The organism is Deinococcus indicus, from assembly GCF_002198095.1.
In the GTDB taxonomy this organism is placed as follows: domain Bacteria; phylum Deinococcota; class Deinococci; order Deinococcales; family Deinococcaceae; genus Deinococcus; species Deinococcus caeni.
Map to the genome: position 1 here is coordinate 140,425 of NZ_NHMK01000020.1, position 23,304 is coordinate 163,728.

The 23,304-nt window shown below is 65.8% G+C and carries 27 protein-coding genes and 1 pseudogene; 13 read left to right on the plus strand and 15 right to left on the minus strand.

Features of this window, described 5'->3' with window-relative positions; all coding sequences use genetic code 11:
• Positions 1 to 285: 285 nt before the first annotated feature.
• From CBQ26_RS13535 to CBQ26_RS13555, 5 genes are all read left to right on the plus strand, one after another.
• On the plus strand, positions 286 to 711 hold the full coding sequence (locus CBQ26_RS13535) for an acyl-CoA thioesterase (protein ID WP_088249153.1): 426 nt from the start codon (positions 286 to 288) through the stop codon (positions 709 to 711).
• Positions 708 to 1,112, plus strand: coding sequence for a class Ib ribonucleoside-diphosphate reductase assembly flavoprotein NrdI (gene nrdI, locus CBQ26_RS13540; protein ID WP_088249154.1), 405 nt, complete (start codon positions 708 to 710; stop codon positions 1,110 to 1,112). Before CBQ26_RS13535 ends, nrdI begins: the two co-directional genes overlap by 4 nt.
• Entirely contained in the window at positions 1,096 to 3,183 is a 2,088-nt protein-coding gene (gene nrdE / locus CBQ26_RS13545) for a class 1b ribonucleoside-diphosphate reductase subunit alpha (RefSeq protein ID WP_088249155.1), read from the plus strand. Before nrdI ends, nrdE begins: the two co-directional genes overlap by 17 nt.
• A gap of 101 nt (positions 3,184 to 3,284) precedes the next feature.
• On the plus strand, positions 3,285 to 4,283 hold the full coding sequence (locus CBQ26_RS13550; RefSeq protein WP_088249156.1) for a ribonucleotide-diphosphate reductase subunit beta: 999 nt from the start codon (positions 3,285 to 3,287) through the stop codon (positions 4,281 to 4,283).
• Positions 4,276 to 4,551, plus strand: a complete 276-nt coding sequence (locus CBQ26_RS13555; protein WP_088249157.1) for a thioredoxin — start codon at positions 4,276 to 4,278, stop codon at positions 4,549 to 4,551. The genes CBQ26_RS13550 and CBQ26_RS13555 overlap by 8 nt, the downstream gene beginning before the upstream one ends.
• Before the next feature lie 158 nt (positions 4,552 to 4,709).
• Here the strand turns inward: CBQ26_RS13555 and CBQ26_RS13560 are convergent, their stop codons facing one another.
• The 4 genes from CBQ26_RS13560 to yidD all read right to left on the minus strand — a co-directional run bounded on the left by CBQ26_RS13560 (position 4,710) and on the right by yidD (position 9,378).
• The gene (locus CBQ26_RS13560; protein WP_088249158.1) at positions 4,710 to 5,309 is read right to left on the minus strand and encodes an HAD family hydrolase; all 600 of its coding nucleotides are present in this window, start codon (positions 5,307 to 5,309) and stop codon (positions 4,710 to 4,712) included.
• Between the two features lie 99 nt (positions 5,310 to 5,408).
• Positions 5,409 to 8,198 carry a DNA polymerase I gene (gene polA, locus CBQ26_RS13565; RefSeq protein WP_088249159.1) on the minus strand — a complete coding sequence of 930 codons (2,790 nt, stop codon included), beginning with the start codon at positions 8,196 to 8,198 and terminating at the stop codon, positions 5,409 to 5,411.
• A 97-nt stretch (positions 8,199 to 8,295) separates the two neighbouring features.
• Entirely contained in the window at positions 8,296 to 8,481 is a 186-nt protein-coding gene (locus tag CBQ26_RS13570; protein ID WP_088249160.1) for a hypothetical protein, read from the minus strand.
• A 600-nt stretch (positions 8,482 to 9,081) separates the two neighbouring features.
• Positions 9,082 to 9,378, minus strand: coding sequence for a membrane protein insertion efficiency factor YidD (gene yidD / locus CBQ26_RS13575; RefSeq protein ID WP_088249161.1), 297 nt, complete (start codon positions 9,376 to 9,378; stop codon positions 9,082 to 9,084).
• 101 nt (positions 9,379 to 9,479) lie between these two features.
• On the opposite strand from yidD, the pseudogene CBQ26_RS22555 reads away from it, so the two are divergent.
• Positions 9,480 to 9,557, plus strand: a pseudogene (locus CBQ26_RS22555) (hypothetical protein); the annotation flags it as partial.
• Positions 9,558 to 9,676: 119 nt separating this feature from the next.
• Here the strand turns inward: CBQ26_RS22555 and CBQ26_RS21395 are convergent.
• The gene (locus tag CBQ26_RS21395) at positions 9,677 to 10,660 is read right to left on the minus strand and encodes an XRE family transcriptional regulator (RefSeq protein WP_172418083.1); all 984 of its coding nucleotides are present in this window, start codon (positions 10,658 to 10,660) and stop codon (positions 9,677 to 9,679) included.
• A 928-nt stretch (positions 10,661 to 11,588) separates the two neighbouring features.
• Here CBQ26_RS21395 and CBQ26_RS13585 point away from each other — a divergent pair.
• Positions 11,589 to 11,981, plus strand: coding sequence for a hypothetical protein (locus tag CBQ26_RS13585; protein ID WP_088249163.1), 393 nt, complete (start codon positions 11,589 to 11,591; stop codon positions 11,979 to 11,981).
• 36 nt (positions 11,982 to 12,017) lie between these two features.
• On the opposite strand, the gene CBQ26_RS13590 is transcribed toward CBQ26_RS13585, so the two are convergent.
• Complete coding sequence (locus tag CBQ26_RS13590; protein ID WP_088249164.1) at positions 12,018 to 12,224, minus strand: hypothetical protein; 207 nt, start codon at positions 12,222 to 12,224, stop codon at positions 12,018 to 12,020.
• Between the two features lie 89 nt (positions 12,225 to 12,313).
• On the opposite strand from CBQ26_RS13590, the gene CBQ26_RS13595 reads away from it, so the two are divergent.
• Positions 12,314 to 13,021 (plus strand): DUF2726 domain-containing protein, encoded by a 708-nt coding sequence (locus tag CBQ26_RS13595; RefSeq protein WP_088249276.1) that lies wholly within the window; start codon positions 12,314 to 12,316, stop codon positions 13,019 to 13,021.
• Positions 13,022 to 13,095: 74 nt separating this feature from the next.
• Here CBQ26_RS13595 and CBQ26_RS13600 read toward each other — a convergent pair whose 3' ends face one another.
• On the minus strand, positions 13,096 to 13,476 hold the full coding sequence (locus CBQ26_RS13600; RefSeq protein ID WP_088249165.1) for a hypothetical protein: 381 nt from the start codon (positions 13,474 to 13,476) through the stop codon (positions 13,096 to 13,098).
• 198 nt (positions 13,477 to 13,674) lie between these two features.
• Here CBQ26_RS13600 and CBQ26_RS13605 point away from each other — a divergent pair, with 198 nt between their 5' ends.
• Positions 13,675 to 14,640, plus strand: coding sequence for a GGDEF domain-containing protein (locus tag CBQ26_RS13605; RefSeq protein ID WP_172418084.1), 966 nt, complete (start codon positions 13,675 to 13,677; stop codon positions 14,638 to 14,640).
• A 13-nt stretch (positions 14,641 to 14,653) separates the two neighbouring features.
• On the opposite strand, the gene CBQ26_RS13610 is transcribed toward CBQ26_RS13605, so the two are convergent.
• Positions 14,654 to 15,259 carry a glycoside hydrolase family 19 protein gene (locus CBQ26_RS13610; RefSeq protein WP_088249167.1) on the minus strand — a complete coding sequence of 202 codons (606 nt, stop codon included), beginning with the start codon at positions 15,257 to 15,259 and terminating at the stop codon, positions 14,654 to 14,656.
• 105 nt (positions 15,260 to 15,364) lie between these two features.
• Between CBQ26_RS13610 and CBQ26_RS13615 the strand changes: the two genes are divergently transcribed.
• Positions 15,365 to 15,829: an NUMOD4 domain-containing protein gene (locus tag CBQ26_RS13615; RefSeq protein WP_088249168.1), complete on the plus strand. Its 465-nt coding sequence runs from the start codon at positions 15,365 to 15,367 to the stop codon at positions 15,827 to 15,829.
• A gap of 20 nt (positions 15,830 to 15,849) precedes the next feature.
• Here the strand turns inward: CBQ26_RS13615 and CBQ26_RS13620 are convergent, their stop codons facing one another.
• Both CBQ26_RS13620 and CBQ26_RS13625 read right to left on the minus strand, forming a co-directional pair.
• Positions 15,850 to 16,188, minus strand: a complete 339-nt coding sequence (locus tag CBQ26_RS13620; protein ID WP_088249169.1) for a hypothetical protein — start codon at positions 16,186 to 16,188, stop codon at positions 15,850 to 15,852.
• Positions 16,185 to 16,544 carry a hypothetical protein gene (locus CBQ26_RS13625; protein WP_088249170.1) on the minus strand — a complete coding sequence of 120 codons (360 nt, stop codon included), beginning with the start codon at positions 16,542 to 16,544 and terminating at the stop codon, positions 16,185 to 16,187. Before CBQ26_RS13625 ends, CBQ26_RS13620 begins: the two co-directional genes overlap by 4 nt.
• A 93-nt stretch (positions 16,545 to 16,637) precedes the next feature.
• Between CBQ26_RS13625 and CBQ26_RS13630 the strand changes: the two genes are divergently transcribed.
• The 3 genes from CBQ26_RS13630 to CBQ26_RS21400 all read left to right on the plus strand — a co-directional run bounded on the left by CBQ26_RS13630 (position 16,638) and on the right by CBQ26_RS21400 (position 17,857).
• Positions 16,638 to 16,853: a hypothetical protein gene (locus CBQ26_RS13630; protein ID WP_088249171.1), complete on the plus strand. Its 216-nt coding sequence runs from the start codon at positions 16,638 to 16,640 to the stop codon at positions 16,851 to 16,853.
• A 186-nt stretch (positions 16,854 to 17,039) separates the two neighbouring features.
• Positions 17,040 to 17,327 (plus strand): hypothetical protein, encoded by a 288-nt coding sequence (locus tag CBQ26_RS13635; protein ID WP_088249172.1) that lies wholly within the window; start codon positions 17,040 to 17,042, stop codon positions 17,325 to 17,327.
• Positions 17,328 to 17,539: 212 nt separating this feature from the next.
• Positions 17,540 to 17,857: a hypothetical protein gene (locus CBQ26_RS21400; RefSeq protein ID WP_143342117.1), complete on the plus strand. Its 318-nt coding sequence runs from the start codon at positions 17,540 to 17,542 to the stop codon at positions 17,855 to 17,857.
• 75 nt (positions 17,858 to 17,932) lie between these two features.
• Here the strand turns inward: CBQ26_RS21400 and CBQ26_RS13640 are convergent, their stop codons facing one another.
• From CBQ26_RS13640 to CBQ26_RS13660, 5 genes are all read right to left on the minus strand, one after another.
• Positions 17,933 to 18,433 (minus strand): hypothetical protein, encoded by a 501-nt coding sequence (locus CBQ26_RS13640; protein WP_143342118.1) that lies wholly within the window; start codon positions 18,431 to 18,433, stop codon positions 17,933 to 17,935.
• A gap of 138 nt (positions 18,434 to 18,571) precedes the next feature.
• Positions 18,572 to 20,152, minus strand: a complete 1,581-nt coding sequence (locus CBQ26_RS13645) for an SGNH/GDSL hydrolase family protein (protein WP_172418085.1) — start codon at positions 20,150 to 20,152, stop codon at positions 18,572 to 18,574.
• 67 nt (positions 20,153 to 20,219) lie between these two features.
• The gene (locus CBQ26_RS13650; RefSeq protein WP_143342119.1) at positions 20,220 to 20,951 is read right to left on the minus strand and encodes a hypothetical protein; all 732 of its coding nucleotides are present in this window, start codon (positions 20,949 to 20,951) and stop codon (positions 20,220 to 20,222) included.
• Positions 20,932 to 21,600 carry a hypothetical protein gene (locus CBQ26_RS13655; RefSeq protein WP_088249176.1) on the minus strand — a complete coding sequence of 223 codons (669 nt, stop codon included), beginning with the start codon at positions 21,598 to 21,600 and terminating at the stop codon, positions 20,932 to 20,934. Before CBQ26_RS13655 ends, CBQ26_RS13650 begins: the two co-directional genes overlap by 20 nt.
• 9 nt (positions 21,601 to 21,609) lie before the next feature.
• Complete coding sequence (locus CBQ26_RS13660; RefSeq protein ID WP_088249177.1) at positions 21,610 to 23,304, minus strand: hypothetical protein; 1,695 nt, start codon at positions 23,302 to 23,304, stop codon at positions 21,610 to 21,612.

The following is a 23,304-nucleotide window of genomic DNA, read 5'->3' on the forward strand; positions in this document are numbered from 1 at the left end:
TGTGCAGGTGCGTTTGACCTGACCACGTACTACATGTAGACTCCGCGCTGTCGTTGCCACCCGGCAGCACTTCGCGGGAACAGAGGGAAGTCCGGTCACGCTCCCACAGGGGAGTTCAGTCCGGCACGGTCGCGCCACGGTCCTCAGTCCGAACGCTCGCCCAGCGAAGAGACGCCCACATCACGGCCCCCGCGCAAGGGGTACAAGGCGGTTTTCCCTTGATCACCTGACAACCCACCTCTGCTCCGTTCTGCCCCCGCTTCTCCCCTGTTTCAGAGGTGCTCCATGACCCTGCCCCTGTCCCGTCTTCCGCAAGGCGGCCTTCCGCCCGTGCCGCCGCGTGAGACGCGCGTGACGCACGTCGTCTTTCCCGGCCTGACGAACCACCACGGAACGCTGTTCGGTGGCGAGGCGTTGTCGCTGATGGATTCGGCGGCGTTCATTGCCGCGACCCGGCACTGCCGCCGCAAGGTCGTGACCCGGCACCTGAACGCCATGGAGTTCCGCAACCCGATTCCGCAGGGGTCGCTGGTGGAACTCGTGGCGCGGGTCGTGCGGGCGGGGCGGACGAGCATGACGGTGCAGGTGGACGTGTTCCGTGAGGACATGTATTCCGAGGAGAGGGAACTGGCGTGCGCGGGGACGTTCACGCTGGTGGCGCTGGGTGACGATGGGCAGCCGGCGCCGGTGCCCCCACTGGCGGACGTGTGAGGCTGGTCTTCGACTCCCTGACCGGAAACGTGCGCCGGTTCGCGCTGGCGGTGTCGCGCGAGGCGGGGGGCGTGCCGGTGGGGTCCGTGCGGGACGCGCCGCCCGCGCCGGGGGAGCCGTTCCTGCTGCTGACGTACACGTTCGGGCAGGGGGAAGTTCCGGCCAGCACGGCGGCGTTCCTGCGGTCGCACGCGGGGGGGCTGCGGGGCGTGGTATCCAGCGGCAGTTACCACTGGGGAGAGAATTTCGGGCGGGCGGGGGACCGGATCGCCTCCGAGTTCCGGGTGCCGCTGGTGGCGCGTCTGAACAAGGGTGGGACGGTCTCGGACCGTGAGCAGGTCACGCGCTGGGTGCGGTCGCACCTGTCGGGTGGGGGGGAAACGTATGGAACGCTGGATTGAACTGAACAACCGGGTGCTTTCGGGCACGCACATCGACACGAGCCATGACGCGCAGGCGCTGCGGGCGTACTTCACGGAGAAGGTGAACCCGAATACCGTGACGTTCCCGACGCTGGCCGAGAAGGTCGCGTACATGACCGAGAAGGGCGTGTGGGACCCGGCGGTGTTCGCGCGTTACCACCCGCGCGACGTGAAGGCCGTGTTCCAGCGGGCGTACAGCTACGATTTCCGGTTCCGGTCGTTCATGGGGGCGTTCAAGTTCTACAGCGAGTACGCGACCATGACCCCGGACCGCCAGCAGTGGCTGGAGCGTTTCGAGGACCGCCTGAGCGTGACCGCCCTGGCGCGCAGCAGCAGCGTCGAGGAGGCACTGGAACTGGTGCATCATCTGGTGAACCAGACGTTCACGCCGGCCACGCCCACCCTGATGAACTCCGGGAAGGCGAACACGGGGCGGCTGGTCAGCTGCTTCCTCCTGCAGGACTGCACGGACAACCTGGATTCCATCACGAAGACGCTGTCGTTTGTGGCGGAACTCAGCAAGGGCGGCGGCGGGATCGGCGTGGAGGTCAGCAACCTGCGCGCGCGTGGCGAGAGTCTGCGTGGCATCCAGAACGTCACGAAGGGCGTGATGGGCGTGGCGAAGATGCTGGACAACATGCTGCGCTACGCCGATCAGGCCGGGCAGCGTCCGGGCGCCGGGGCGATCTACTTGAGCGTGATGCACGCCGACTTCCTGGACACCCTGAGCGCCAAGAAGATCGCCACGGACGAGGACGCGCGCCTGAAGACCCTGTCGGTCGGGGCGACCGTGCCGGACGTGTTCATGCAGAAGGTCCGGGCCGGTGAGGACATCTACCAGTTCTACCCGCACTCGCTGTTCCAGGCGACCGGGCGCGAGTTCACGAGCATCGACTGGACCCGCGAGTACGACGCGCTGGTCGCGAATCCGGACATCCGCAAGAAGCGCGTGTCGGCGCGGCGCGTCATGGAGGAGATCGCGGTCACGCAGGGCGAGAGCGGCTACCCGTACCTGCTGTTCGAGGGCAACGCGAACGCCGTGAACCCCATCCCGAACGTCGGGACGATCAAGATGAGCAACCTGTGCAGCGAGATCCTGCAACCCACGCTGCCCAGCACCTTCCACGCGTACGGCAAGGAAAGCCAGGATCAGGTGGGTCTGGACGTGAGCTGCAACCTCGCGTCGCTGGTGATTGAGCAGAGTGTCGCCAGTGGCGACCTGGGCCGCGTGGTGCGCGCCGCCGTGCGCATGCTGGACGACGTGGCCCGCTCCACCAGCATCACGGAGGTGCCCGCCGTGCGCCGCGCGAACGAGGAGATGCGCTCCATCGGCCTGGGCGCCATGGGCCTGCACTCGTTCCTGGCGAAGAACGAGATCGCGTACGGCAGCCCGGAGGCGCTGGAGTTCGTGGACGTGTACTTCGCGGCTGTCCACTACCACGCCCGCCGCGCCAGCATGGAGATCGCGCGCGACACGGGCTTCGTGTTCCGGGGCTTCGAGGGCAGCCGCTACCAGAGCGGCGAGCACTTCGCGCAGTACCTGACCCAGGACTTCGCGCCCCGCACGCCCGAGGTCGCCGCGCTGTTCGAGGGTCACCAGCTGCCCACCCGCGAGGACTGGGCGCAGCTGGTGCAGGACATCCAGGCGCACGGGCTGGCGCACTCGTTCGTCATGGCGATCGCGCCCACTGGCAGCATCAGTTACGTCAGCAACGCGTCGGCCAGCATCATGCCCATCACGGAACGCGTCGAGACCCGCACCAGCAACAAGGCCCGCACCATCTACCCCATGCCGCACCTGAGCGAACTGACCGAGTGGTTCTACGAGGAAGCGTACGACATGGACCAGCGCCGCGTGATCGACACGGTCGCCGCCGCGCAGAAACACGTGGACCAGGGCATCTCCTGCACGCTGTTCATTCCCAGCAGCGCCACCACCCGCACCCTGCAACGCTACTACCTGTACGCCTACGCCAAGGGCCTGAAAACGCTGTACTACACGCGACTGCGCAAGGTCAGCATCGACGAGTGCCTCAGCTGCGCCGTCTGAGTTGAGCCGTCTGACGGCGGGTCGTCTGACCAGAACACCCCTCACCCCGACCCTCTCCCCAGTGGAGAGGGAGCACACCCCCACCCCCCTGTGAGACTCCCATGACCCGAACCCCCTTTACCGCCACGAACTGGAGCGAACCCGAGGACAGCTTCTCGGTCACGTTCTACGAGAAGTACACCTCGCAACTGTGGTTCCCGGAAGAGATTCCGCTGTCGAACGACGCCATCGTCTGGAAGTCCCTGACCGAAGCCGAACGCTGGACGTACATGCACGCCTCGGCCGGCCTGAACGCCCTGGACACCCTGCAGGGCGAGGTCGGCATGCCCGCCCTGCGTGGGCTGGTGCCGGGCCACATCCGCAAGGCGACCCTGCAATTCCAGGGCATGATGGAAGACATTCACGCCCGCAGCTACAGCCTGATGAACAAGACGTTCCTGTCCACCACCGAGGAACGCGCCGTGTTCGCATGGGTGGAGGCGCAGCCGCAACTGCAATTCAAGATCGCGTTCATTGGGGACGTGTTCGCCGACCCGGATACCAGCGACTTCGGGCTGTGGCGCAAGATGGTCGTGTCGTGCATGCTGGAAACGGCGCTGTTCTACAGCGGCTTCTACTACCCGCTGCTGATGGCCGGGCAGGGCCGCATGGTGTCGGCCGGTGAGATCTTCAACCTGATCATCCTCGACGAGGCCGTGCACGGCGTGTACGTGGCCCTGCTGGCCCAGGAACGCTTCGAGGCCCTGAACGACGCGCAGCAGGCCGAGGCCCTGGCGTGGTTCGACGGCGCGCTGGACACCCTGTACCGCAACGAACTGGCGTACACCGACACCCTGTACGCGCGGGTGGGCCTGACCGAGGACGTGGGGCGCTTCATCCGCTTCAACTTCAACATACTGGCCGACAACCTGGGCCTGGAACGCCGCTTCCCGGACGAGGACATCAACCCGGTCGTCCTGAACGGCATCCGCACGCGCGGCACCACGCACGACTTCTTCAGCGCCAAGGGCAGCAGCTACGCCAAACTGAACGTGGAACCCCTGGCCGACGAGGACTTCGCGGAACTCTGGCCCGAACGCCCGGCGGTCGCGCATGACTGACACCGATCAGACCCGGCCGTTCGTGCTGTTCACGCAGGACCAGTGCCCGCAGTGCGAGACCCTGAAACGGATGCTGGCCCTGCCCCTGCGCGGCGCGTTCGACACCCAGATCGAGGTCCTGCACCGCCAGGAACAACCCGACGCCTTCGCGCGGCTCGCCGAAGCGCACGCCCTGGCCCGCACGCCCGCCCTGCTGCACCGCCCCAGCGGCAAGCTCCTGCTCGACACTGGCAGCCTCGGCGCGGTCAAGGCCTTCCTGACGCAGTAAGGGATGGGGTCATACGGACTCCGATTGAATGGGCTGCAAAGCCTGTTCAATCCGAGCGGATGCGAGAAGGAGAAAAACGGGTTCCGGACGTGGAGCTGGCAATCCGGTGAAGTTCCGGATTGTTGGCGAAACAAACGGAATCCGTATCACACCCTCCCCTACTTCACACCAAGCGCCGCCAGTTCCTCCCGGAGCTGCGCGGCGTTGTCGTAGCGGATGGCGTGCATACCGACCCGGCGGGCGGCTTCGGTGTTCTGGGCGCGGTCGTCGATCATGACGGCCTCGTGCGGGGCGACGGCGGCCAGCGTGAGGGCGGCGCGGTAGATGGCGGGGTTGGGTTTCATGAGTTCCAGCGTGGAGGACGTGAAAAACGCCAGCAGGAAGTCGTTGAGGCCGTAGGTGCGGATGCGGTGGTCGTTCAGGTCGCGGCCCTCGTTGTTCAGGGTGTACATGCGGTACCGGCCGCTCAGATCGCGGGCGAGGGCCAGGGCGTCGTCGTGGGGGCGGCTCTCGGCTTCCATGGCGGCGCGGAAATCCTCGCGGGTAAAGTCACGCGGGGCGTGGAACACCGTCTGCGACAGGTACTCGTCGAGGGTCATGCGGCCCAGTTCGAGTTCCGGCGCGGCCAGTTTGTGCCGTTCAGTGAATTCGGTCAGGTCCAGTCCGAAACGTGAGAGGACGTCCGCACGTTGCTCGCGGTCCCAGCCGTTCGTGAGGAGCACCCCGCCGATATCCCAGAAGACAGCCTTGATGGCCATGCGCGCAGGGTACGCCGGGGCAGCGGAAATCCGGCAGACGCATAAGAAAGCGTGAGGGGGCGGGCTATTCCCAAAGCCTGCCCCCCACGACCCACCCCCTTACTTCGTGTCGTACCAGTTGGGGCCGGTGCCTGCCTCGACGGCGAGGGGCACTTTGAGGCTGGCGGCGCCTTCCATGATGGTTTTGACGAGGAGGCTGATCTCTTCGGCTTTCTCTTCGGGCGCTTCGATGAGCAGTTCGTCGTGGACCTGCAGCAGCAGGTGCGCGCCGGTGCCCTGGAGTTCGCGGTCGAGTCTGATCATGGCGAGTTTGATGATGTCGGCGGCGGTGCCCTGGATGGGCATGTTGTACGCGAGGCGTTCTCCGGCCTCGCGGAGGGTGCGGTTGGTGGCGACGAGTTCCGGGACGTAGCGGCGGCGGCCGTACAGGGTCTCCACGTACCCGTGCTGGCGGCCGAATTCGAGGGTGCGGTCGATGTAGCCGCGGATGCCGGGGTAGGTGTTGAAGTACGTTTCGATGAAGCCGGCGGCGTCGGCGTAGGGGATGCCCAGGTCGTTACTCAGGCGGTGGGCGCTCATGCCGTACAGCACGCCGAAGTTCACGGTCTTGGCGGCGCGGCGCTGGTTGGGGGTAATGGTGGCCTCGTCGAGCCCGAGGACCTGCGCGGCGGTGCGGCGGTGGATGTCGGCGCCTTCCTGGAAGGCCTGTTGCATCAGGGGGTCGTCGGCGATGTGGGCCAGGAGGCGCAGTTCGATCTGTGAGTAGTCGGCGCTGATCAGGCACATGCCGGGCGCGGCGATGAAGCCCTTACGGATCTCACGGCCGGCGTCGCTGCGGATGGGGATGTTCTGGAGGTTGGGGTTGAGGCTGCTGAGGCGCCCGGTGGCGACGGCGGCCTGCGCGAAGGTGGTGTGCAGGCGGCCGGTGGCTGGGTTCACGAGGTTGGGGAGGGGTTCGAGGTACGTGCCGCGCAGTTTTTCCAGTTCGCGGTATTCCAGCAGGGCGGGGATGATGGGGTGTTCGTCCCGGAGGGGTTCGAGGGCGGCGACGGCGGTGCTGCGCTTGCCGGTGAGTTTGGTCTTCTTGCCGCTGGCGAGGCCGAGTTCGTCGTACAGGACCGCTTCGAGCTGGTCGCGGCTGCGGATCTGGAATTCGCGTCCGGCGAGCGAGTGGATCTGCGTTTCGAGGATCTGGAGGCGGGCGGCGGTGGCGGCGGACAGGCCGCGCAGGTAGTCGCTGTCGAGTTGCACGCCCCGGACTTCCATGCGGGTCAGCACGCCGGAGAGGGGTTTCTCCATGTCGTCGTACAGGGCGCGGCGGGTGTCGTCCAGCAGGGGCGGCAGCAGGTGCAGCAGCTGGGCGGTGGCGGCGGCGCGCCCGGCGGCGTCGTCGGGCCAGGGGGCGTTCAGGTACCGCCCCGTGACGGCGTTCATGGTGGTGTTGGCCGGGTCGAGCAGGTACGCCATCAGCAGGGGGTCGTCGCCGGGTTCGGTGTCCAGGCCGCGCACGCGCAGGTGCGTAGCGAGGGCCTTGGCGGCGGCGGCCGTGACGGTCGGCTGGCCGGCGAATTCGGTCTCGCTGACGGTGGCGGGGTACTGCGCGCGGAGTTTCGCGGCCGCCTTCTCCTGGTCTTTCAGGGCTTTCTCGGCGGCTTTCTGCTGCGTTTTCGTCAGGGGCGCGGCGGGCGTGTCCGGCTGGTCGAACAGACCGCCGGGCGGGGCGTACACCTCGGCTTTCTTCCACTGGGGGGGTTCGTGGGTGGGCGCGGTGCGCAGCACGCCCCGGTACTCCCCGGCGGCGGGGTCGCCGGTCGCCTCGAAGGTGGCGGCGTCGGTCAGGGCGGCGGTCAGGTCGTCCTCGCGGGACAGGGCGTAGCCCCAGATGACCGTCCCGGTGGGGGCCTGCCAGGGGGCCGTTTCCGTGCTCAGGTCCGGCAGGGGGTCGGCGGCGGGTTCGTCGTGCGGCGCGGTCTGGTGGGCGACGTCGTGCACGCTGTCCGGCGGGGTCGTGCCGGCGTCGGCGGCGTCCAGGGCGGCCACGTCACGCTTGACGCTCATGAGGTTCAATTCGTCCAGCAGCGCTTCCAGGCGGGCCGGGTCGCCCGGCAGCCGCCCGGTGCCGAGTTCCACGTCCAGCGGCAGGTCCGTGACCATGCACGACAGCGCGTGGCTGAACTGCACGTTCTCCTCGGAGTCCAGCAGTTTCTGGCGCGTCCCGTCGGGTTTCAGGGTTCCGGCCTTCGCGGCGGCGTAGATGCCTTCCAGCGTGCCGTACTCCTGCAGCAGCTTCGCGGCCGTTTTCGGGCCGATGCCCTTGGCGCCGGGAATGTTGTCGCTGGCATCGCCGGTCAGGGCGCGGTAATCCACCCACTGCCCCACCGTCACGCCGTACTTTTCGAGCACCTCGGCCGGGCCGATCAGTCGGAAGTCGTTCGTGATGACGCGCACGTGGTCGTCCAGCAACTGGTACGCGTCGCGGTCGCTGGTGACGATCCGCACCTGCATGCCGGTGCCCTCGGCCTTGCGGGTCAGGCTGGCGATCACGTCGTCCGCCTCGTAACCGGGTTCCTCCAGTCGGGGCAGGCCGATGGCGTCCACGATCTCGCGGATGCGGTCGATCTGGCCGGGCAGGTCGGCGGGCATCTCGGCGCGCCCGGCCTTGTACCCCTCAAACTGCTCGTGTCGGAACGTCTTGACCGGCGGGTCGAACACCACGATCACCTGATTGCTGCGCTGCCGCGCCAGCCGCAGGGTCAGGCGCAGGAAGCCCAGGATGGCGTGCGTGCTCTCGCCCTGCCGGTTGGTGAGGGGCGGCAGGGCGAAGTACGAACGGAACGCCAGGGCGTGGCCGTCGATCAGCACCAGGGTATCGGGGGCGGCGGAGGTCATAACCCCCATTCTACTGTGGGCGTAATGAAGCGGCGCGTCGGGCAGGCCCGGACGGCCACCCCACGCGCCTCATCAGCTTCCCCCGACAACCCGGCGATCAGTCCGCCGCCTGACCGTAGTGCTCGGGATCCGCCACCCGCCGGTTGCGGGGCCGCAGGGGTCGAAGGTCGAGAGGAAGGTCCTCCTGCTCCCGCAGCAGCGCGCGGTCGTCACGCGTGAGCGCAACGAAGGCACCCAGCATGATCAGGAGAGTCAGGGCCGCCATGATCAGAAGCAGGTTCATACGAGCAGTGTGCGCCCCGACCCGTCACAAGCCCATGACGGCCCCCTCAAGGCCCCTGCATGGAACCTTCAGCGGCACTACAGGCAACCCTGAACGAACCTCCATCTTGCACTGCACCCCGATCCGAGCCGAGGACCGCCATTCCCTACTGCACAGCAAAAACCCCGCCTGAGGCGGGGCTGGCCCTCACCGACTTCACCCGGTCGGTCTGAATTGTGGGTGACGCCAGCCTAGGCCGCCAGCGTGAGCCCCCCATCCGACCCACATGGGACGACCTTGAAGGATCAAGACCCGCTCAAGGAATCCCCATACCCCGCTGAGCTGTCGGAATGGCGCTATACGCAGGAGTTCGCCGACTTGTGGCGATATCCCCAGCCTCCCCGAAGGTCGGGGCGCCCTCCACACCCCCTAACAACGCTCAGGGCGCGCACTTCAACGTGCGCCCCCTGACCTGCCCCTCGCCCTGACGGCGCGCGGGGCGGCTGACGTTCAGCCCGTCTGTCCGAACTGCATTCTGCCACGCGAGTTTTCAAGGTAGATAACCGTTGCTGGCTGTCACGGTCGTGCTGTAGCTGGTGGAAGCATGTTACTGCGTTTCTGTCAGCCGCAGCGGAAGGGGATGGGCAGTGGGCCGCAGCAGCAGACGCCCTGGATTCGTCCCCCGGTTGCCTGGGTGCTGAGGAGGTGTCCGTACGCTTGCCGGCAGGTCTGGAATCGCGCTGCTATGTCTGCGCGGCCGCCTACCAGGCCGTGTTCGCTGACCAGTCGCCGGACGGCGGTTGAGCAGGATTCTCCGCCGAAGAATGCGGCGTGTGCGCAGCGGAAGCCTTTGAGTGGGGAGAGCCAGCGCTGGTACAGGTCGATGGAGTTCAGGGTGAGGGTGTTGAGTGTGTTCATGCCTGAGGGTAGGGCGGGTCCTAAGTTTTCGCCCTTCGGTTTCGTGAAGCGATGGAGCTTCCGGAATGACAACAACGCCCCCACCCTAGCGTAGGCCGGGCGAGGTCAGCCTCGCTTACCGGGGCCCGCTGCTTCTTGACGAGTTGCCGGATTTCAGCCGGAAGGCGGAGAGGCTATGACACCTGCTGGACATCGGTCGTCCGGCTTGAGAGTTGATACAAATATATCCACACGCAGAGTGTGTAGAAAGATAAACAGGCGCCGCCCCAAGCTAAGGGCAGCGCCTCACATTTGATGATTAGGCTGTAGCAGTCTGCATCACGAGATCACGAACACTTGGATGTTCACGAGCGAACTGGCTCCAGTCGAGATAAAGGTCGTTCTTGAGACGCCCCAACAGAATGCTGGGGTGGACAGGATGATGGCCTGAAGCAGCAGCGGCTTCAATTGCACTAAAAGTAAATACGCCGCGTTCCACGAACGCTTCGTACTCTTTATCCAGGATCAGGGCGTTGCGGGCCATCTCGTTAGCTTTCTGCTCACGCCGGTCATTCGTGGGAATTCGGTCGATGGTATCGGCCGGCATTTGGCTATCCTCGTTGTGGATATGCATCAGTTCGTGCATGAGGGCGAACCAGAAGCTATCCAGACGAGCGATACGCATGGACAGTCCCAAGTACGGGCATCCATCGTTGTATGACGCCACGCCGTCGACAGGGCATTTCTCCGGATTGGGGAGAATGACCACCCGGATGCCGTACTTCTGGACGATAGTCAGTGCCTTTCCTACCTTCCTCTCGTCATCCATCAATTTCTGTAGATCAGCAAGCAGGTCAGGGAATCGGGTTTTGTCGTACTTGGGGCACTCCCGGCTCATTGCACGGCGGTACACCTCGATGGTCCATGCACGTTTGGCCACGTCATTCATGGCTAGGCCAGCTCCAGAGCGCTTGAAGTTCACGACGACTTTACGCTCGAGATCCCAGAATTCTTGAAGGCGCTCATCAAGTTCCTCAGGTGGAAGTGTGCCATCAATCCACTTGAGTTTGACCAGTTGCTTGGCGAATTCATGCTTTGCCAAGATAGCGACACGCGTCGGTTTTGCACTCGCACGGTGGTAGTCGACTGCGGCAGCCATCCAGTCGGTGGCTTTGGGATGGCCTCCAAGAGCGAGTTCAAGCTGGATGGCCAAATCCACGTCCATTGCCTTCTTGCCCTTGATGATGTCTGTCACGTATTGGGCAGATCGCCCGAGTAGCTCGGCCAGGTGGGTGTTGGTCATCCCTCTGTTGGCAAGCTCCTGCTGCAGGATCTCGCCGGGAGACCTAGTGGTTCTGTTCTTTGTCATGGTGATTGCTCCAATGGATCCGAGTTGGGCCTGTCGGTTGCCGTGCGACGGACTCAGATGTGGAGTAGGTAGTCAGCCTCTCTAGCAGAGGCCCGCTGGCTGAGAACCTATGTCCTCGGATGATGCACGCAAGTATAGAAGGTTTGACATGGCGGGAGAAGTAAACCGATGTGAAGTGAGTGCAGTTGGGTGGCTGCCAGGTGTGAGGATAGGTTTCATACTGACCTCCTCGTGCCTCAGGACGCGAAAAAGACTGCTGAAGTGAGCTTTTCGTCCCGGGTACACAATTATTGTATCAGAAAATTCTCTGACCCCCTGAGCGCACCAGTACCTCGCATTTTCCGCAGCTTTCCATGTATCCGAGTACCTAAGCCTACTGAATTCCGCTTGACATTCGAGGACGCGGCGGGCAAACTCTATGGCAGTGAGCACGAACCCGCCAAACACAAAAAACGCCGGAGAGCACAGGGCTCTACCGGCGAGACTCGTTTGGCTAGTTTTTGGGCACTCAGGAGAGGCCAATGGAAAAAGGCCTGTAGATACTCATTGGCATCCCCAGGCCATTGGTACTGCGATGTTCAAAACTCAGAACGTTGTCGAGGCGTCCACTGAGAGTATAAACCGCAGTGCCATGGTCAGCAATGACACCCCCTTCAGGGAGGGGTCATGTTCTTCATCCGGTGACACCTCAATCCGGTGTCCCCGAAAGAGGGCTGAAGATGACACGGAAAAAACCACAACCCCCGCCCGGCAAAGAAGATCACATTCTCATCTGGCGCCCATACATCACGCTTCCCAATGGCCAAGTGCTCCATGCATACGAGCGTGGGATCAAGGCCTTCCCCATCTGGGTAAAACCGCAATGAGCCCTTACGAAATCAAGCTCCGCGTCTCTCGGGTACTTGCGGGCTTCAACTGCGGCATCAACATCTGGGCTCAGTTCGGTTCCGAAAGCTTCCCAGGGATCCTCTTCATGATTGGTCTGTACTTGATGGGCTTCATCGCGGGGCGCTGGCTCCGCCAGAACATGTACCTGTACGACCGACTCTGGAACGTGGCCACCCTGGTCGCACTGATTACCGTCTTCTTGCCCGCTCCGGCCTGGGAATGGCTGTTCCGCTTCGACGGTTGCCTGTGGGTCATGCTGCTAATCGCCACCTTCCCGCCGAGTTCAGGTAAGCGACGACGCAAGCTCCTCGACAGCCTGCCTAAAATCCCCCGACGTTGGGCAGGCGGGATTCCCGTTCATTCGTAAGACTCCCCCCACCTGCCACTAGGCAGGTGGGGGATTTCACTTGCTCAGCCAAGTCTTCAGGTCGTTCCAGCCGCCATTGCCGTATGCGTCCGGCCAGACGCTTCGCAGGAGACCCCACTGCCAAGTGCCGCCCTCGCGGGTCATGGTGCCCATCTCGCCGGACATCCGCTGGGCGTGGTACAGCGTGCGCTCCGAGGAGGCCTGCGGGTCGGCGGGGAGTGGGCGGCCAGGGAGGAACGTCATCCGGCCAGCTTACCCCCAGCAGGGGACGGGCAAACCACTCCGCACACGATGCTCACGCCTGTCATCCTGCGCGCATGGAACTTCTCGGGATGACGATTGCCCTGGTCTTTACTGGGCTCTGTATCGGCGCAGGCATAGCCTTGGCCCCACGCGTCGTGAGGCTCATAGGTCGGGCCCTGACTACTCCACCCTCCAGCTCGGGCAATACAGCACCCCGCCCCAGTAGCCCCACGCGGTCTAACTTCCCAGCGGGCACGGGCCGCCACGTAACTCCTGACCCCTTGCCAGGTCGGGATACCGAAATTCGTGCTCGGGTCGCCGCGCAATCGGCCCCAACGCCCGCAACGCCCAGCCCTCACCTGGAGGGCGTACCGGACCAGCTACCCGTGCGCATCAAACAGTACTTCCTGGCACGAAGCGAGTCAGCCTTCCTGGCAGCGTTGGAAGCCAGTCTCCCAAGTGGGTATCGAGTCTTCCCAAACGTGCGATTGAACGACCTGTTCTTCATTACAACCAAGCACCCTGGCCAGCAAAAGGGCACGTACGCCAGGCTGCGGGATAAGCACGTGGACTTCTTGGTTGTCGCATTGCCCGAACATCGCCCGGTGCTCGCCATTGAATTGGACGGTGCCAGTCACGACAACGTCCAGCAGCAGTACCGGGACGCGGTGAAGGACGTCGCGTTCCGCAGCGCGGGCTTGCCGCTGATCCGTCTGCGAGCTGAGGTGACGCACACGCCGGCTTCTCTGAGGATCGTACTGGGTGAGCACCTGAGCATAGGCCGCGCGCACGCCTGACCGAAACGAGAAAACGCCCCCACCCCAGCGCACGCCAGGGTGGGGGCGTTTTCGGCTCAGATTGTCTGTGCCTGTCAGCCGCCGGGGAAGACGCGGCGGTACGCGGCTTCGATCAGCCCGGACAGCATGCCGCTCTGCGCCAGGGCGTGCAGCCACGTGGTGGCGGGCGTGACCGGGACGAGTTCGCGAATCAGGTACCCGACGAGGTGCGCCACGAGCAGGCCGCGGGCCGTGCCGAGGACGACCGGCTTCAGCGCCTGTCCGGCCTGCACGGCGGCTTCGAGGAGAGCGCCCACTTCAGCCCAGGTGGCGCCGTCGCGCAGCGCCTCGATGCGACTGCGGAGACTGGGCAGGTGAGCGTCCAGCCAGGGGGTGAGCTGGTCGGCGGTGACGGTGCCACCAGCGCGGGCGGCGGCGTTCAGGGACAGCAGGGTCGTCAGGATTGCAGTGTTCACGGTGCCTCCAAAGGCGCGGCCCCCGCGCTGAGGCAGGGGCCGGTGAGAGTGGGTGGTTCGTTTGGATGGTGGGCGGTTGAGGCCTTGTCTGGGTAGCGTCAGAAGCCTGTGAGATTTCTGACACTAGCGTGAGGCATGTGGAGTGAAAGGCCAACCTATTTTCCTGAAGTGACTGGCCACTTACCTCCCCTGCGGTTCGTGTACCTCGGCTTAGCGCTCCTGTCCGCGCTCGTGCAGGCGTTGATTGCCACTCAGGCAGCCCAGGACGCGCAGAGCAGCCAGTACCAACAGTCCCTGGTCGGAATTGCCATGAGCCTGCTGATGGGCGTCCTCTCGAACCTTCCCAACTTTCCGATGCGGTGGATACAGTGCGGCACGATCCTGGTGGGGTACGCGTGGGTGCTGATTTCCGCTTTCCTGCTGGAGTCCGCTCCGGATCTGTGCGCGAGCATCCTGATCGGGCAGTTGATCTTCACGACATTCTCGTTCTCCTGGTTGCGGCAGCGGTCAGCGTTGCTACTCAGCAGCGTCACGTACCTGCTGCTGTGGGTTCCCAGCGGCCCGGACTCCATGCTGGACCGCCCGCCGCTGCTGCTGACGGGATTCGCGATGTCGTTGGTGTGGTTCCTCTCCCAGTACGGCTGGCACGTGTATCTGGAACGCAACCGGAAGGAGGAGTTCGCGGCCCTGGCGTTCACGGATTACCTGACTGGGATCGCGAACCGGCATTCGGGCCGGGAGTTGCTGGAGCGGCTGTTCGTGGAGCATGCGGGCGCGCCGGGCGGCTTGTCTGTGGCGCTGTGCGACATCGATCACTTCAAACGCATCAACGATACGGTCGGGCATCACCGTGGGGATGACGTGCTGATCGAGGTAGCGCGGGTGTTGCAGGCGTCCATGGCGCCGCAGGGTGGCCACGCGGTTCGGTGGGGTGGGGAGGAGTTCCTGTTGATCCTGCCGGGCCATTCGTTGCTTGTTGCGAGGAAGGTCGTGGAACGGGCGTTGATTGAGGTGCAGGGTGGGACGTTTCCGGAGCGGGTGCAGGTGACGTTGAGCGCCGGGGTGGCGTGCATGGCTGAGGTGGGGGACGTGCCGGGGCTGCTGCGTCTGGCGGATCAGCGGTTGTACGAGGCGAAGGCGGGGGGCCGGAACCGGACGGTCTGACGCGAACGTGGGTTCAGCGCAGGCCCAGCTGCCGTTTGGCGACGGCCAGCAGGCGCCGGCGGTCCTCCAAGCCGTTGCGCCCGCCGTTGATGCCTTCGGTCACGCGGGTCACGTCGTCCCGCAGCGCGGGGCGGCTCAGGCCTCGCGCGTTCCAGTACGCCCCGGCCACCAGCGCGCCCACTCCGTACTGCAGCAGCAGGTCCGGGTTGGCCACCAGGTCGAAGCCGACCAGCCGGCCGTACGTCTCGTAGTTGCTGCGGCCCGTCAGCTGGATCAGGCCGCGTCCCCGGAAGCGCCAACCATCCCCGGGCTGGGTGTTGCCCATGCGGCCGCCATACACGGTGTTCGCCAGCCGCTCCGGGTTCCCCGCACACGCCTGCGCGGCCGCCAGCGTCCGGAAGCGTGTGGGCCACACCTGCATCAGCCGCTCTGCCCGGTAGTGCAGGTTCTCCTCCCTGGGCACCAGGCCCGACTCGTGCGCCAGTTGTGCGAGCAGGTGCGCGAGGACCAGCGGGTCCGTGAGGCCCTGCTGGTCGAACGCCCAGCCCAGCTTCGTGGCAGCCGTCTCCGGATCTGGGTGGCGGGCGTTCAGGGCGCGGATGAGGTCAGGGGTGATCATAGGGTTCCTCCATCAAAAGACTTGAATTCGACCGCGGCCGTCCGGCACCACAGCGGTGACCACTGGTCTTGGACAACAGCGCCCATCTCATGCAAAATCTGAACCATGCAGTCACCGGAAGCCTGGAAGGCCGTCCCCGGTGCAGAACACCGATACGAAGCCAGCAGCTACGGACGCGTCCGTAGCCTCGACCGGACCAGCCCCACCGCCGGGGGCCGCACCGCCCAGGTCAAGGGCCGCGTCCTGAAACCGGTCGTCCGGCCGAACGGCCTGGCCACCGTCACCTGCGACGGTCGACGCTTCCAGCTGCACCTGCTGATCGCTGAACTGTTCGTCGACCGGCCGCCCGGCACCCGGTATGTCCGGCACCGGAACGGGGACCGGTCCGACCATGCCGCCGTGAACCTGGAGTGGGTCAGGAGCCTCCAACCGAACGGTGCCACGGACGATCAGATCGCGATGGTGGGCGCCATGCACCGGGCGTTCCGGATGACGCGGCGTGATATGGCCGCCCGGACCGGCCTGAGCGTGCAGCAGATCGGTCAGATCATCAAGGAGCTGGACGGGTAGAGGGCCATCCGGGCTGCCCTTCACCCGTTCCGGCACTGCTGAATGAGGCGGGCGCGGCGTTCCACCATGCCCAGCACGGCCCAGATGCCGTCCAGGATCGCCCAGGTGACCAGCAGCAGGGCCGCGAGGTTGCGGTACGTCTCCTCGATGGGAATGAAGGCCGGCAGGGGGCCGGCGCTGCCGTGACGCCAGACGAAGAACACGCCAGCAACCGCGTGCACGATCACGGCGAACAGCCGGCGCTCGCGCTGGTCCGGCCAGCTGAGGGCTGTCAGGATCAGGCGGATCAGGGCACTGATGAACCACCCGCCCGCCAGGACCGCCCACATGAGTTTCAGCCAGTAGCCGTCGATGATCACGTCGCGTCACCTTCCTTCTTGGGAGCGGCCGGACCGGCCGGGTTCGTGAGTTCGCCGAGTTCCACGCCGTACTTCTGTCCGATGAGTTTCACGGCGGCCCGCAGCGTCCACAGCGGGGGGATGGCCCCGGCGAGCGTGCCGACGGTGGCGCACACGTAATCGTCGAGGGCGGTGAGCTGCACGAGCAGGACGGTGGTGCTGGCGCTGAACACGAGGGACAGCAGCAGGAAGCCGTACAGCTTTCCCTTGTCCTTGGCCATGTCCATGGCGAGGCTGGTGCCGAGCTGCGCGACGAGGCCCAGCACGGCGGAGAGGACAGCGAGGAGCCACAGGGGCGGAACGTGTTTTTCAGGCATGGAACTCCAGAAGCCGGCCAGGAATGAAGCGCGACCCAGGGCCGGTCAGGCTGGGGCGCAGGATCAGAGGTGAGGACCACCTATCATCGGGGCGTGTTGGACAAGCTCAGCGTGCTGGACCATCAGGGATCTCAGGTCGTGATCGAGGGCTTCGGGCGCCCCATGACGTTCAAACTTCTGCTCGACGAGTACGTGCTGGAGGATCAGGAGACGCTCGTGCAGATCTGGTTGCATCCGATGCAGGACGTGACGGTCCGCCTGTCGCGGGTGGGTGCTGGGGCGTGGGACGTCATCGTCTGGCCGTACTGAAGGCCGGGGTGTGGTTTGATGGGTGGGCAGGTCTCCGGGTGTGGACCTTGGACCTGCACCAGAAACAGCCACTCTGTAGGGAGGGTGGCTGTTTCGCCTGTGTTGTCCGGTACCCTGCTCTGGCGGGACTGGCCCGCAGCGTAACGCCGCAACTCTGGGAAGGGAGGCGGCGTTACGCTATGGGTGATGCCGTTGCTGGAAGCCGCGTTCGTTCTCGACACCCCGATTGACACGCAGGAAGTTCGCGAAGCGGTGTCTGCCGTTGCCCGCCAGATGAATGTGATGCTGGTCGACGTGCACCTGGACATTGATGAGGGGCCCAGCGGTGAGGTGCAGTTCGTGCAGGCAGAACTGCTGTGCACGCCGGAGGAGGCGCACATGTGGCTGATGCGTGTGCTGGTCAGGCTGGAGGGCGAGGAGGGGTACGCGGAGCTGGTCACGGTCCGGATCGATGGGGTGGAATTCCAGGCATAGGCCCTCCAGGGATGAAGAACCCCCGCGCGTTGGCGGGGGCAGTCGGGTTACTCAGGCGATTCGAAGGGAGAGCCGCGCGGCTCCCCTTTCCTTCGTGTTCAGGGCCTGATACCGGGTCTGATTCTGTGTGTTATCGAGTCTGGATAGCTGCTGGGTGGTGGTCGCCTGCACCTCTGCGCACGCAAGGGCTTGCAGAGGTGCAATAGTTTCTTATGACCACCGATAGTCGGGAGCAATTAGAGAAGCTGGTAGAGTACTGCGATCAGATTCTGAAAGATCTGAAATATATAACTGAGCACATGAATTATAAATATTTCATGGAGCATGGATTTGAGCTTCACTTCGGCATCACAGATACTGCCGACAGCACAGAAAGGATATTCAAAGGTGCTCAGGGCTTATTGAACTCCAGTACTTCGTCGCAAAAAAATGTTAAGGAAATGCTAGATGCATACCCGGTGATGATCGAGCAACTTGATCTATGCAAACGTGTTATCTCCATCCTTCACCGTTCATATCCAACAAACTAGGATACGCTCCCGCCATTCTTTAGACTGGCGTACAGATCGGCTTGGAACGCCCTGGCCTGCTCTACGCTCTGCGCGCTAGCACCTCTCGTACAGCCCGCGTCGAACACGGCGAATCAACCCCTCGCGGTGCCACTGCATCAGCGCCACCCTGGCGCGATCTCGCGCTGCATCGTCGGCGCTGCCGTACAGGCGCAGTGCCATCTCGGTAATGCTGGCAGGCCACGTGGCCCCCTGCGCTCGCACCCACAGCGACTCCTGCGGCGGTAGTAGTCCGGCGGTGCGCAACTCACCCACGCGGCGGTACACACTGACGGGGTGCAGGTTGAGCTGCCTGCCGATCTCTGCCTGTGAGAGTCCGGCGCGGAAGAGTGCCAGCACCCGCGCGGCGATCTGATCACCCTCCCGCCGCGCCAGCGCCAGCCGCAGCGCGCCCCGCCACACAACCTGCCAGTCGCCTAGGCTGCTCAGGTCGGTGGGCAGATCGCCCCGCGCGGCCTCCCACTCAGCCGGGGTAGGCAGTATGGCCTCCCGCCGCACGTAGTCGGCCAGCGCCTCCAGCAACTCCGCCTCGCTCACCCGCATATCGTAGGGTATGACCCAACGCGACCGTGATCTGCGCCGCCTTGCCCGCCTGACCATAGAGCGCCAGGACGGCACACTCTGGACTGCGAATGACGAGGCGGCGTACCAGAAATTGCTACTGCGCCTGAGAGGCTAGCCCGTCACATCCGGGAACGACATGCTGTAGCACGTCACCGTTCCCTCGTAGGCGACAAGGCCAGGGTGGAAATGCCGGAACAGGCTGCTCGCCAGCGTCGCCCTGAGCGTGCCGTCGATGTACACTCGCACGTTCGCGCCGTCGAACTCCACGTCCCACAACTCGCCGCTGACCCCTGTTGTGAACGCACCCGCGCCCGCTGCGCTCGCTGTGATAGCCGAGTTTGTAAACTCTCGGATTTCGACTGTGGTGCCGACCCGCACCACGATGTAGCCACTGGTCAGGCCGAACGCGGGCAGGAATGGGCGGCGGGCAGCAGCGAACGCGAGACCGTACAGGGCGTTGCCCGTGCTGCCCTGGAGGCGGGCGGTGATGCGGGCCGTGCGGGCCGTGCTGCTACTGCCATCTGCGAGTGTCGTGATAACGCTGCGGGTGTCCAGCACATGCGCCCAGGTCGCGGCGGGTGCCGTGACACTCACGCCCGCCACGTCCGGGCGGGTGACGGCGCTGCTCTGCCCGGCAGTGAGGAGCGTCGGTGTGGTGTCAGCGCGGACCAGTCGGAGCTGCGCGATCTCGATGATGCCGCTGGCGCAACCCACGATCACGCCACGCACCCCCGCAGGCAGCACGTGCCCGAGCGCGGGCGTCATGCCGTTGCCCGCCGTGGGGATGGTCGTGAAACGGTTGGCGACCTTCGACCCGGCCCCGAAGTAGTACATCTGCACGGTCCCGATCCCCTCGGTCCCGCCGCTGTAGCAGTCCGCGATCACGCGGCAAGGCGCAGCCACGTCGAGCGGGATCACGGCCACCTGTCCCGCCGTGAGGCGCAGGGTGGCGCGTCCAGGCACGCCGCCTGAAATTGGCGTGCGCGTGATGAGCGTGCCGCCGTTGTGGTGCATCTGCTGCGGCAGGATGGTGTCACCCGGCCCCACGCGCGGCGGACGCGCACCGTTCGTGCCGAGGTGCATGGCGATGTTCCATGCGATCTGGTTGTAGGCGTATTTACTCAGGTGGACGTTATCCGTCCAGATTTCATCGTCCGGTAGGCCGCGCAGGAGGCTCAGGGTGTCGATGAACGGCACGCCGTACCGGTCGGCCACAATCCGCGCCGCCTCGCCATACGCCCGGATGAGGCGATTGTTTCCCTGGTTCAGCACGGGCGGCGGGGCCAGGACGATCACCTGCTGCCCCTGCGCGATCCGCCGGTCGATCAACTGCGAGAGCTGCTGCTGATACACGGGGATCGGCACGGTCCCACTCGGGTACCCGCCGTAATTTTTCGCATCGTTCGTGCCGTACATCAGGATGGTGATGTCACCGCCCGTCGCGTTCGCCCAGCGCGTCAGCCCCTCGGTGGTCCGGTCGCCCGGAAATCCCCGGTTCACCACGGTGGTCGTGCGGCCCAGAACGAACGACAGCGCCCCGGCCAGCGTCTCCGGGTACGGCGTGGCGCTGCGCGTGATGGCAGAGCCGTTTGTGCCTGCGGTGGTGCCTGTCGCACTGGTGTCCTGCCCGTAGGTCAGGCTGTCACCCTCACAGTTGATGATGATGCTGGTGCTGTTGGCGATTTTTGCCATTGCTGCGCCGAGCGTGGGGGCCGTGCGACTGGCACGCGGAATGGCTGGAACGTCAAGGATACCCATATCAGGAAACCACCAGTGCCGGTTTCGCGGTCACGGCTCCGCTACTGTCGCGGGTCACGGCGGCCTGCGTGACGGTTTTACCGCTGGCGTGCGTGACGGTGAACCCGTCGTACACGCTGTGGGTGGCGTTGTAGTTCGTGGCGGTCAGGGTCCCCGTGCTGCCATCCGGCCATGTCACGGTGGCGGTCGTCACGAGGCCGTCGCTGTTACGGGTGATGGTGGTCGGTTCGTATGCCTCCGCCTGCGTCCACTGCCGCAGCAGCAGGTTAATATCAGCGTCCCCGACGTTGTTCACGAGGCGCAGGCGGTCCACCTCAGTTCGTGCCTCGTCCGTAGCCTGCACGGTAGCGACCTTGATATCGGTCAAGTCCAGCACGGCGTCCGTGACCCGCTGCGCAGCTGTCGTGGCCGCGCCAGCCGCCTGGTTCGCGGTGCCGGCAGCCCCCTCAGCCAATTCAGCGGCCGTCACCGCGTCCCCGGCCGCCTGACTGGCCTGCAGGGCGGCCGCCGTCGCGCTGTTCTTTGCCAGGGTCGCCGCCTGAGCCGCCTGGGTTGCCTGCTGCCCGGCTGCCTGGGTGTCACCACCAAGCTCTTCGAGGTTCTGCCGGGCCGTGTCGGCCAGCTGGGCCGCCACGCTGGCCTCCTCGCCTTTCTGCCGGGCGTACGCGGCGTTCTGGTTCAGGACGTTCAGGTCGTCTAGGGTGACCACGCGTTTACGGGTTGGGTTCGTCATCAGTGACCTCGATCAGTGAGTAGGTGAAGGTGGCGTCCGGGTGCGCGAAAGCGTCCGGCGGGGCGTCCGTGACGGTCACGCCGCCCAGCGGTTCCACGTCGTAGAACCCCGGTCCTTCCTGCACGGCGTGCAGCATGCCCAGCGGGTAGTTCCCGAGGACGCCCGTGATGGGCAGCGGGGTGGGCCAAGGGTCGCCCTGGTCGTCCAGGCGCCACAGCGGATCAGCCAGGAGGTACGTGACGCGGAAGGTGCGGGTGTTGCCCTCCCCGAACGGTTCCTGCTGGTCGAGGACGCCCAGCAGGGTGACGCTGCTGGCCCCCTCGCCGTACTCGGTCGCGGCGAGGGCCAGGGCGTGCCAGCGTCGGGCGCGCAGGCCCGCGTCCCGCGCGTCCGCGCCTTCCACCCGGAAGGTCAGGGCCAGTTGCACGGGCTTCGGGCGGCGGCTCCCGGACGCCCAGGTGCGGCCGCGGGCCGTCTGACGGGGCGTGGTGTTCAGCGGGACGTCCAGGCCCGCGCGGGTCACGCTGACCGGGTGCGGTCCCTCGCTGGGCAGGTAGATCACGCCCCCCACCACGAGGGAGGGGGGCAGCGTTTCCGGCGGCGTCAGGTCCGGCAGGAGGGGTGGCAGTCGGGCGGTGAGTATCGTCATGGGCCTCCTTTACGTGCTGGCCTGCACGGCGTCGGTCGTGGCGTTCTGATCCCGCGCGCTGATCACGGCCGTGAAGCTCAGCGCCTCCGCTTCGTCCCGCTGCCCGCAGCGGACCTCGGTGAACAGCTCACCGTCGTCGTCCGTGTCGTACACGAGGAGCTCGATGGGCAGTGCCCGCGTTTCGATCACCTCGCCCAGCGGGCCGCGCAGGGTCAGCTGGGCCGCCCCTGCCGGGCGGTGGTTCCAGCCGGGCAGGCGGGCCGTGACGGGATTCAGGGTCGGCGTGCGGGCCAGCGGGAACGCGGACGCTTCCACCAGGGCGCGGTTCACGCCGATCAGGGACAGTTCCGAGACGAGCAGGGGCGCGGCCCGGTCGAAGGGCGCCAGGACGAACTCCACGCTGGCGCCGTCCTCCCAGATGGCAGGCAGGTGCTCGCTGCGCACCACGTCCGGGAAGACGTACATGGGCGGCGCGCCCGCACTGACCGTCCCCATCCGCATCTGCCCGGCAGGGGTGCGGATGGTCAGGCCGCTCAGGCTCGCGCCGGGCGCCACCAGCCGGAAGCCGTCTGGGACAGGCGTGCCCGGCGGAATGGAGACCGTCAGGTAGTACAGGAACACCGTGTTCCCGTCCGGCGGGGCGAGCGTCAGACCACCCGTGAGTGTCCCGTCCCACAGGGCCGCCGGGTCGCCCGTTACCGTCACGGGCGGCAGCGGATCGACCGGTCCCGTGAAGTAGAACGCCCGCGCGCTCACGCCGTCTCCGGGCAGGGTCGTGAACAGTTCCGGGGCCGTCGGCAGGGGCAGGGTGCGCCACGCCTCTCCGAACGTGCGCGGCGCGACCGGCACCGGAATGGTCCGCGGCGCCGTACTGCGGGCGGGCGTGGAGATGATCGTGCCGCCCTCTCCGTCCTGACCGCCCACCTCGGTCAGCAGGAACTGCGCGGTCATGGTGCGTGTGAACATCACCCGGACGTCCGTCACCAGGGTAGTGCTGTCCGTATCCATCCCGTCGATCTCCACGCCGAACGCAGCCTCGTCGATGACCAGGGTGCCGGCCGGGTACCCGAACACCGGCCGCAGGTCCGCGTTCACGCCCCACTCGGGGTTCACGTCGCGGGACTGGGTGCTGCCGTCCGGGTTCAGGTACGTGCGGGTCTGCCGGCTGCGGCCCTTGAGCCGCTCGTCGATCAGCTTCGCAACTGGCCAGTAGTTCCCGTGAATGGCGGCGCTGGTGACGTTCAGGTCCGGAACGCTCTCCTGGGTCGGCGCCTGCAGGGTGCCCCCCAGTTGCCCCGACGCGATCAGGTCCGTGAACAGCCGGCGCACCTGCGCGCCCAGGTCCGCATCCGGCAGCAGCGTCCGGGCTTCCACCTCGGTCAGTCGCCGGTACCGTAGGCCCTGCAGCTTGTAGCGGCCCACCTCACTGCGGCTGCTGCCCGTGATCACGGCCGTGCCCGCGTACCGGTTCAGCCACGGCCCAGCACCCGCGCGGTACTGCACCTGCACCGTGTCACGCGGCCCGATGCCCAGCGTCAGGGGATCCCCCTCGAACGTCGCCTCCCGGCAATCCCCCAGGGGCCCGACTTCCATGCGGCGCGGGCCGCCCACCAGGAACAGCGGCGTCCCGGCTGGCGGGTCCAGCTCGCGGACGTGTTTCTCCGTGCCGTCCGGGGACAGCACGCGAATCCGGTACTCCTCCAT

Bases quoted from the DNA above. Each gene is read 5' to 3' on its own strand.
- CBQ26_RS13535 (WP_088249153.1), top strand. From the start codon at position 286: ATGACCCTGCCCCTGTCCCGTCTTCCGCAAGGCGGCCTTCCGCCCGTG.
- nrdE (WP_088249155.1), top strand. From the start codon at position 1,096: ATGGAACGCTGGATTGAACTGAACAACCGGGTGCTTTCGGGCACGCAC.
- CBQ26_RS13550 (WP_088249156.1), top strand. From the start codon at position 3,285: ATGACCCGAACCCCCTTTACCGCCACGAACTGGAGCGAACCCGAGGAC.
- CBQ26_RS13555 (WP_088249157.1), top strand. From the start codon at position 4,276: ATGACTGACACCGATCAGACCCGGCCGTTCGTGCTGTTCACGCAGGAC.
- CBQ26_RS13560 (WP_088249158.1), bottom strand. From the start codon at position 5,309: ATGGCCATCAAGGCTGTCTTCTGGGATATCGGCGGGGTGCTCCTCACG.
- polA (WP_088249159.1), bottom strand. From the start codon at position 8,198: ATGACCTCCGCCGCCCCCGATACCCTGGTGCTGATCGACGGCCACGCC.
- CBQ26_RS13570 (WP_088249160.1), bottom strand. From the start codon at position 8,481: ATGAACCTGCTTCTGATCATGGCGGCCCTGACTCTCCTGATCATGCTG.
- yidD (WP_088249161.1), bottom strand. From the start codon at position 9,378: ATGAACACACTCAACACCCTCACCCTGAACTCCATCGACCTGTACCAG.
- CBQ26_RS21395 (WP_172418083.1), bottom strand. From the start codon at position 10,660: ATGACCAACACCCACCTGGCCGAGCTACTCGGGCGATCTGCCCAATAC.
- CBQ26_RS13585 (WP_088249163.1), top strand. From the start codon at position 11,589: ATGAGCCCTTACGAAATCAAGCTCCGCGTCTCTCGGGTACTTGCGGGC.
- CBQ26_RS13590 (WP_088249164.1), bottom strand. From the start codon at position 12,224: ATGACGTTCCTCCCTGGCCGCCCACTCCCCGCCGACCCGCAGGCCTCC.
- CBQ26_RS13595 (WP_088249276.1), top strand. From the start codon at position 12,314: ATGACGATTGCCCTGGTCTTTACTGGGCTCTGTATCGGCGCAGGCATA.
- CBQ26_RS13610 (WP_088249167.1), bottom strand. From the start codon at position 15,259: ATGATCACCCCTGACCTCATCCGCGCCCTGAACGCCCGCCACCCAGAT.
- CBQ26_RS13615 (WP_088249168.1), top strand. From the start codon at position 15,365: ATGCAGTCACCGGAAGCCTGGAAGGCCGTCCCCGGTGCAGAACACCGA.
- CBQ26_RS13625 (WP_088249170.1), bottom strand. From the start codon at position 16,544: ATGCCTGAAAAACACGTTCCGCCCCTGTGGCTCCTCGCTGTCCTCTCC.
- CBQ26_RS13635 (WP_088249172.1), top strand. From the start codon at position 17,040: ATGCCGTTGCTGGAAGCCGCGTTCGTTCTCGACACCCCGATTGACACG.
- CBQ26_RS21400 (WP_143342117.1), top strand. From the start codon at position 17,540: ATGACCACCGATAGTCGGGAGCAATTAGAGAAGCTGGTAGAGTACTGC.
- CBQ26_RS13645 (WP_172418085.1), bottom strand. From the start codon at position 20,152: ATGGCAAAAATCGCCAACAGCACCAGCATCATCATCAACTGTGAGGGT.
- CBQ26_RS13650 (WP_143342119.1), bottom strand. From the start codon at position 20,951: ATGACGAACCCAACCCGTAAACGCGTGGTCACCCTAGACGACCTGAAC.
- CBQ26_RS13655 (WP_088249176.1), bottom strand. From the start codon at position 21,600: ATGACGATACTCACCGCCCGACTGCCACCCCTCCTGCCGGACCTGACG.
- CBQ26_RS13660 (WP_088249177.1), bottom strand. From the start codon at position 23,304: ATGGAGGAGTACCGGATTCGCGTGCTGTCCCCGGACGGCACGGAGAAA.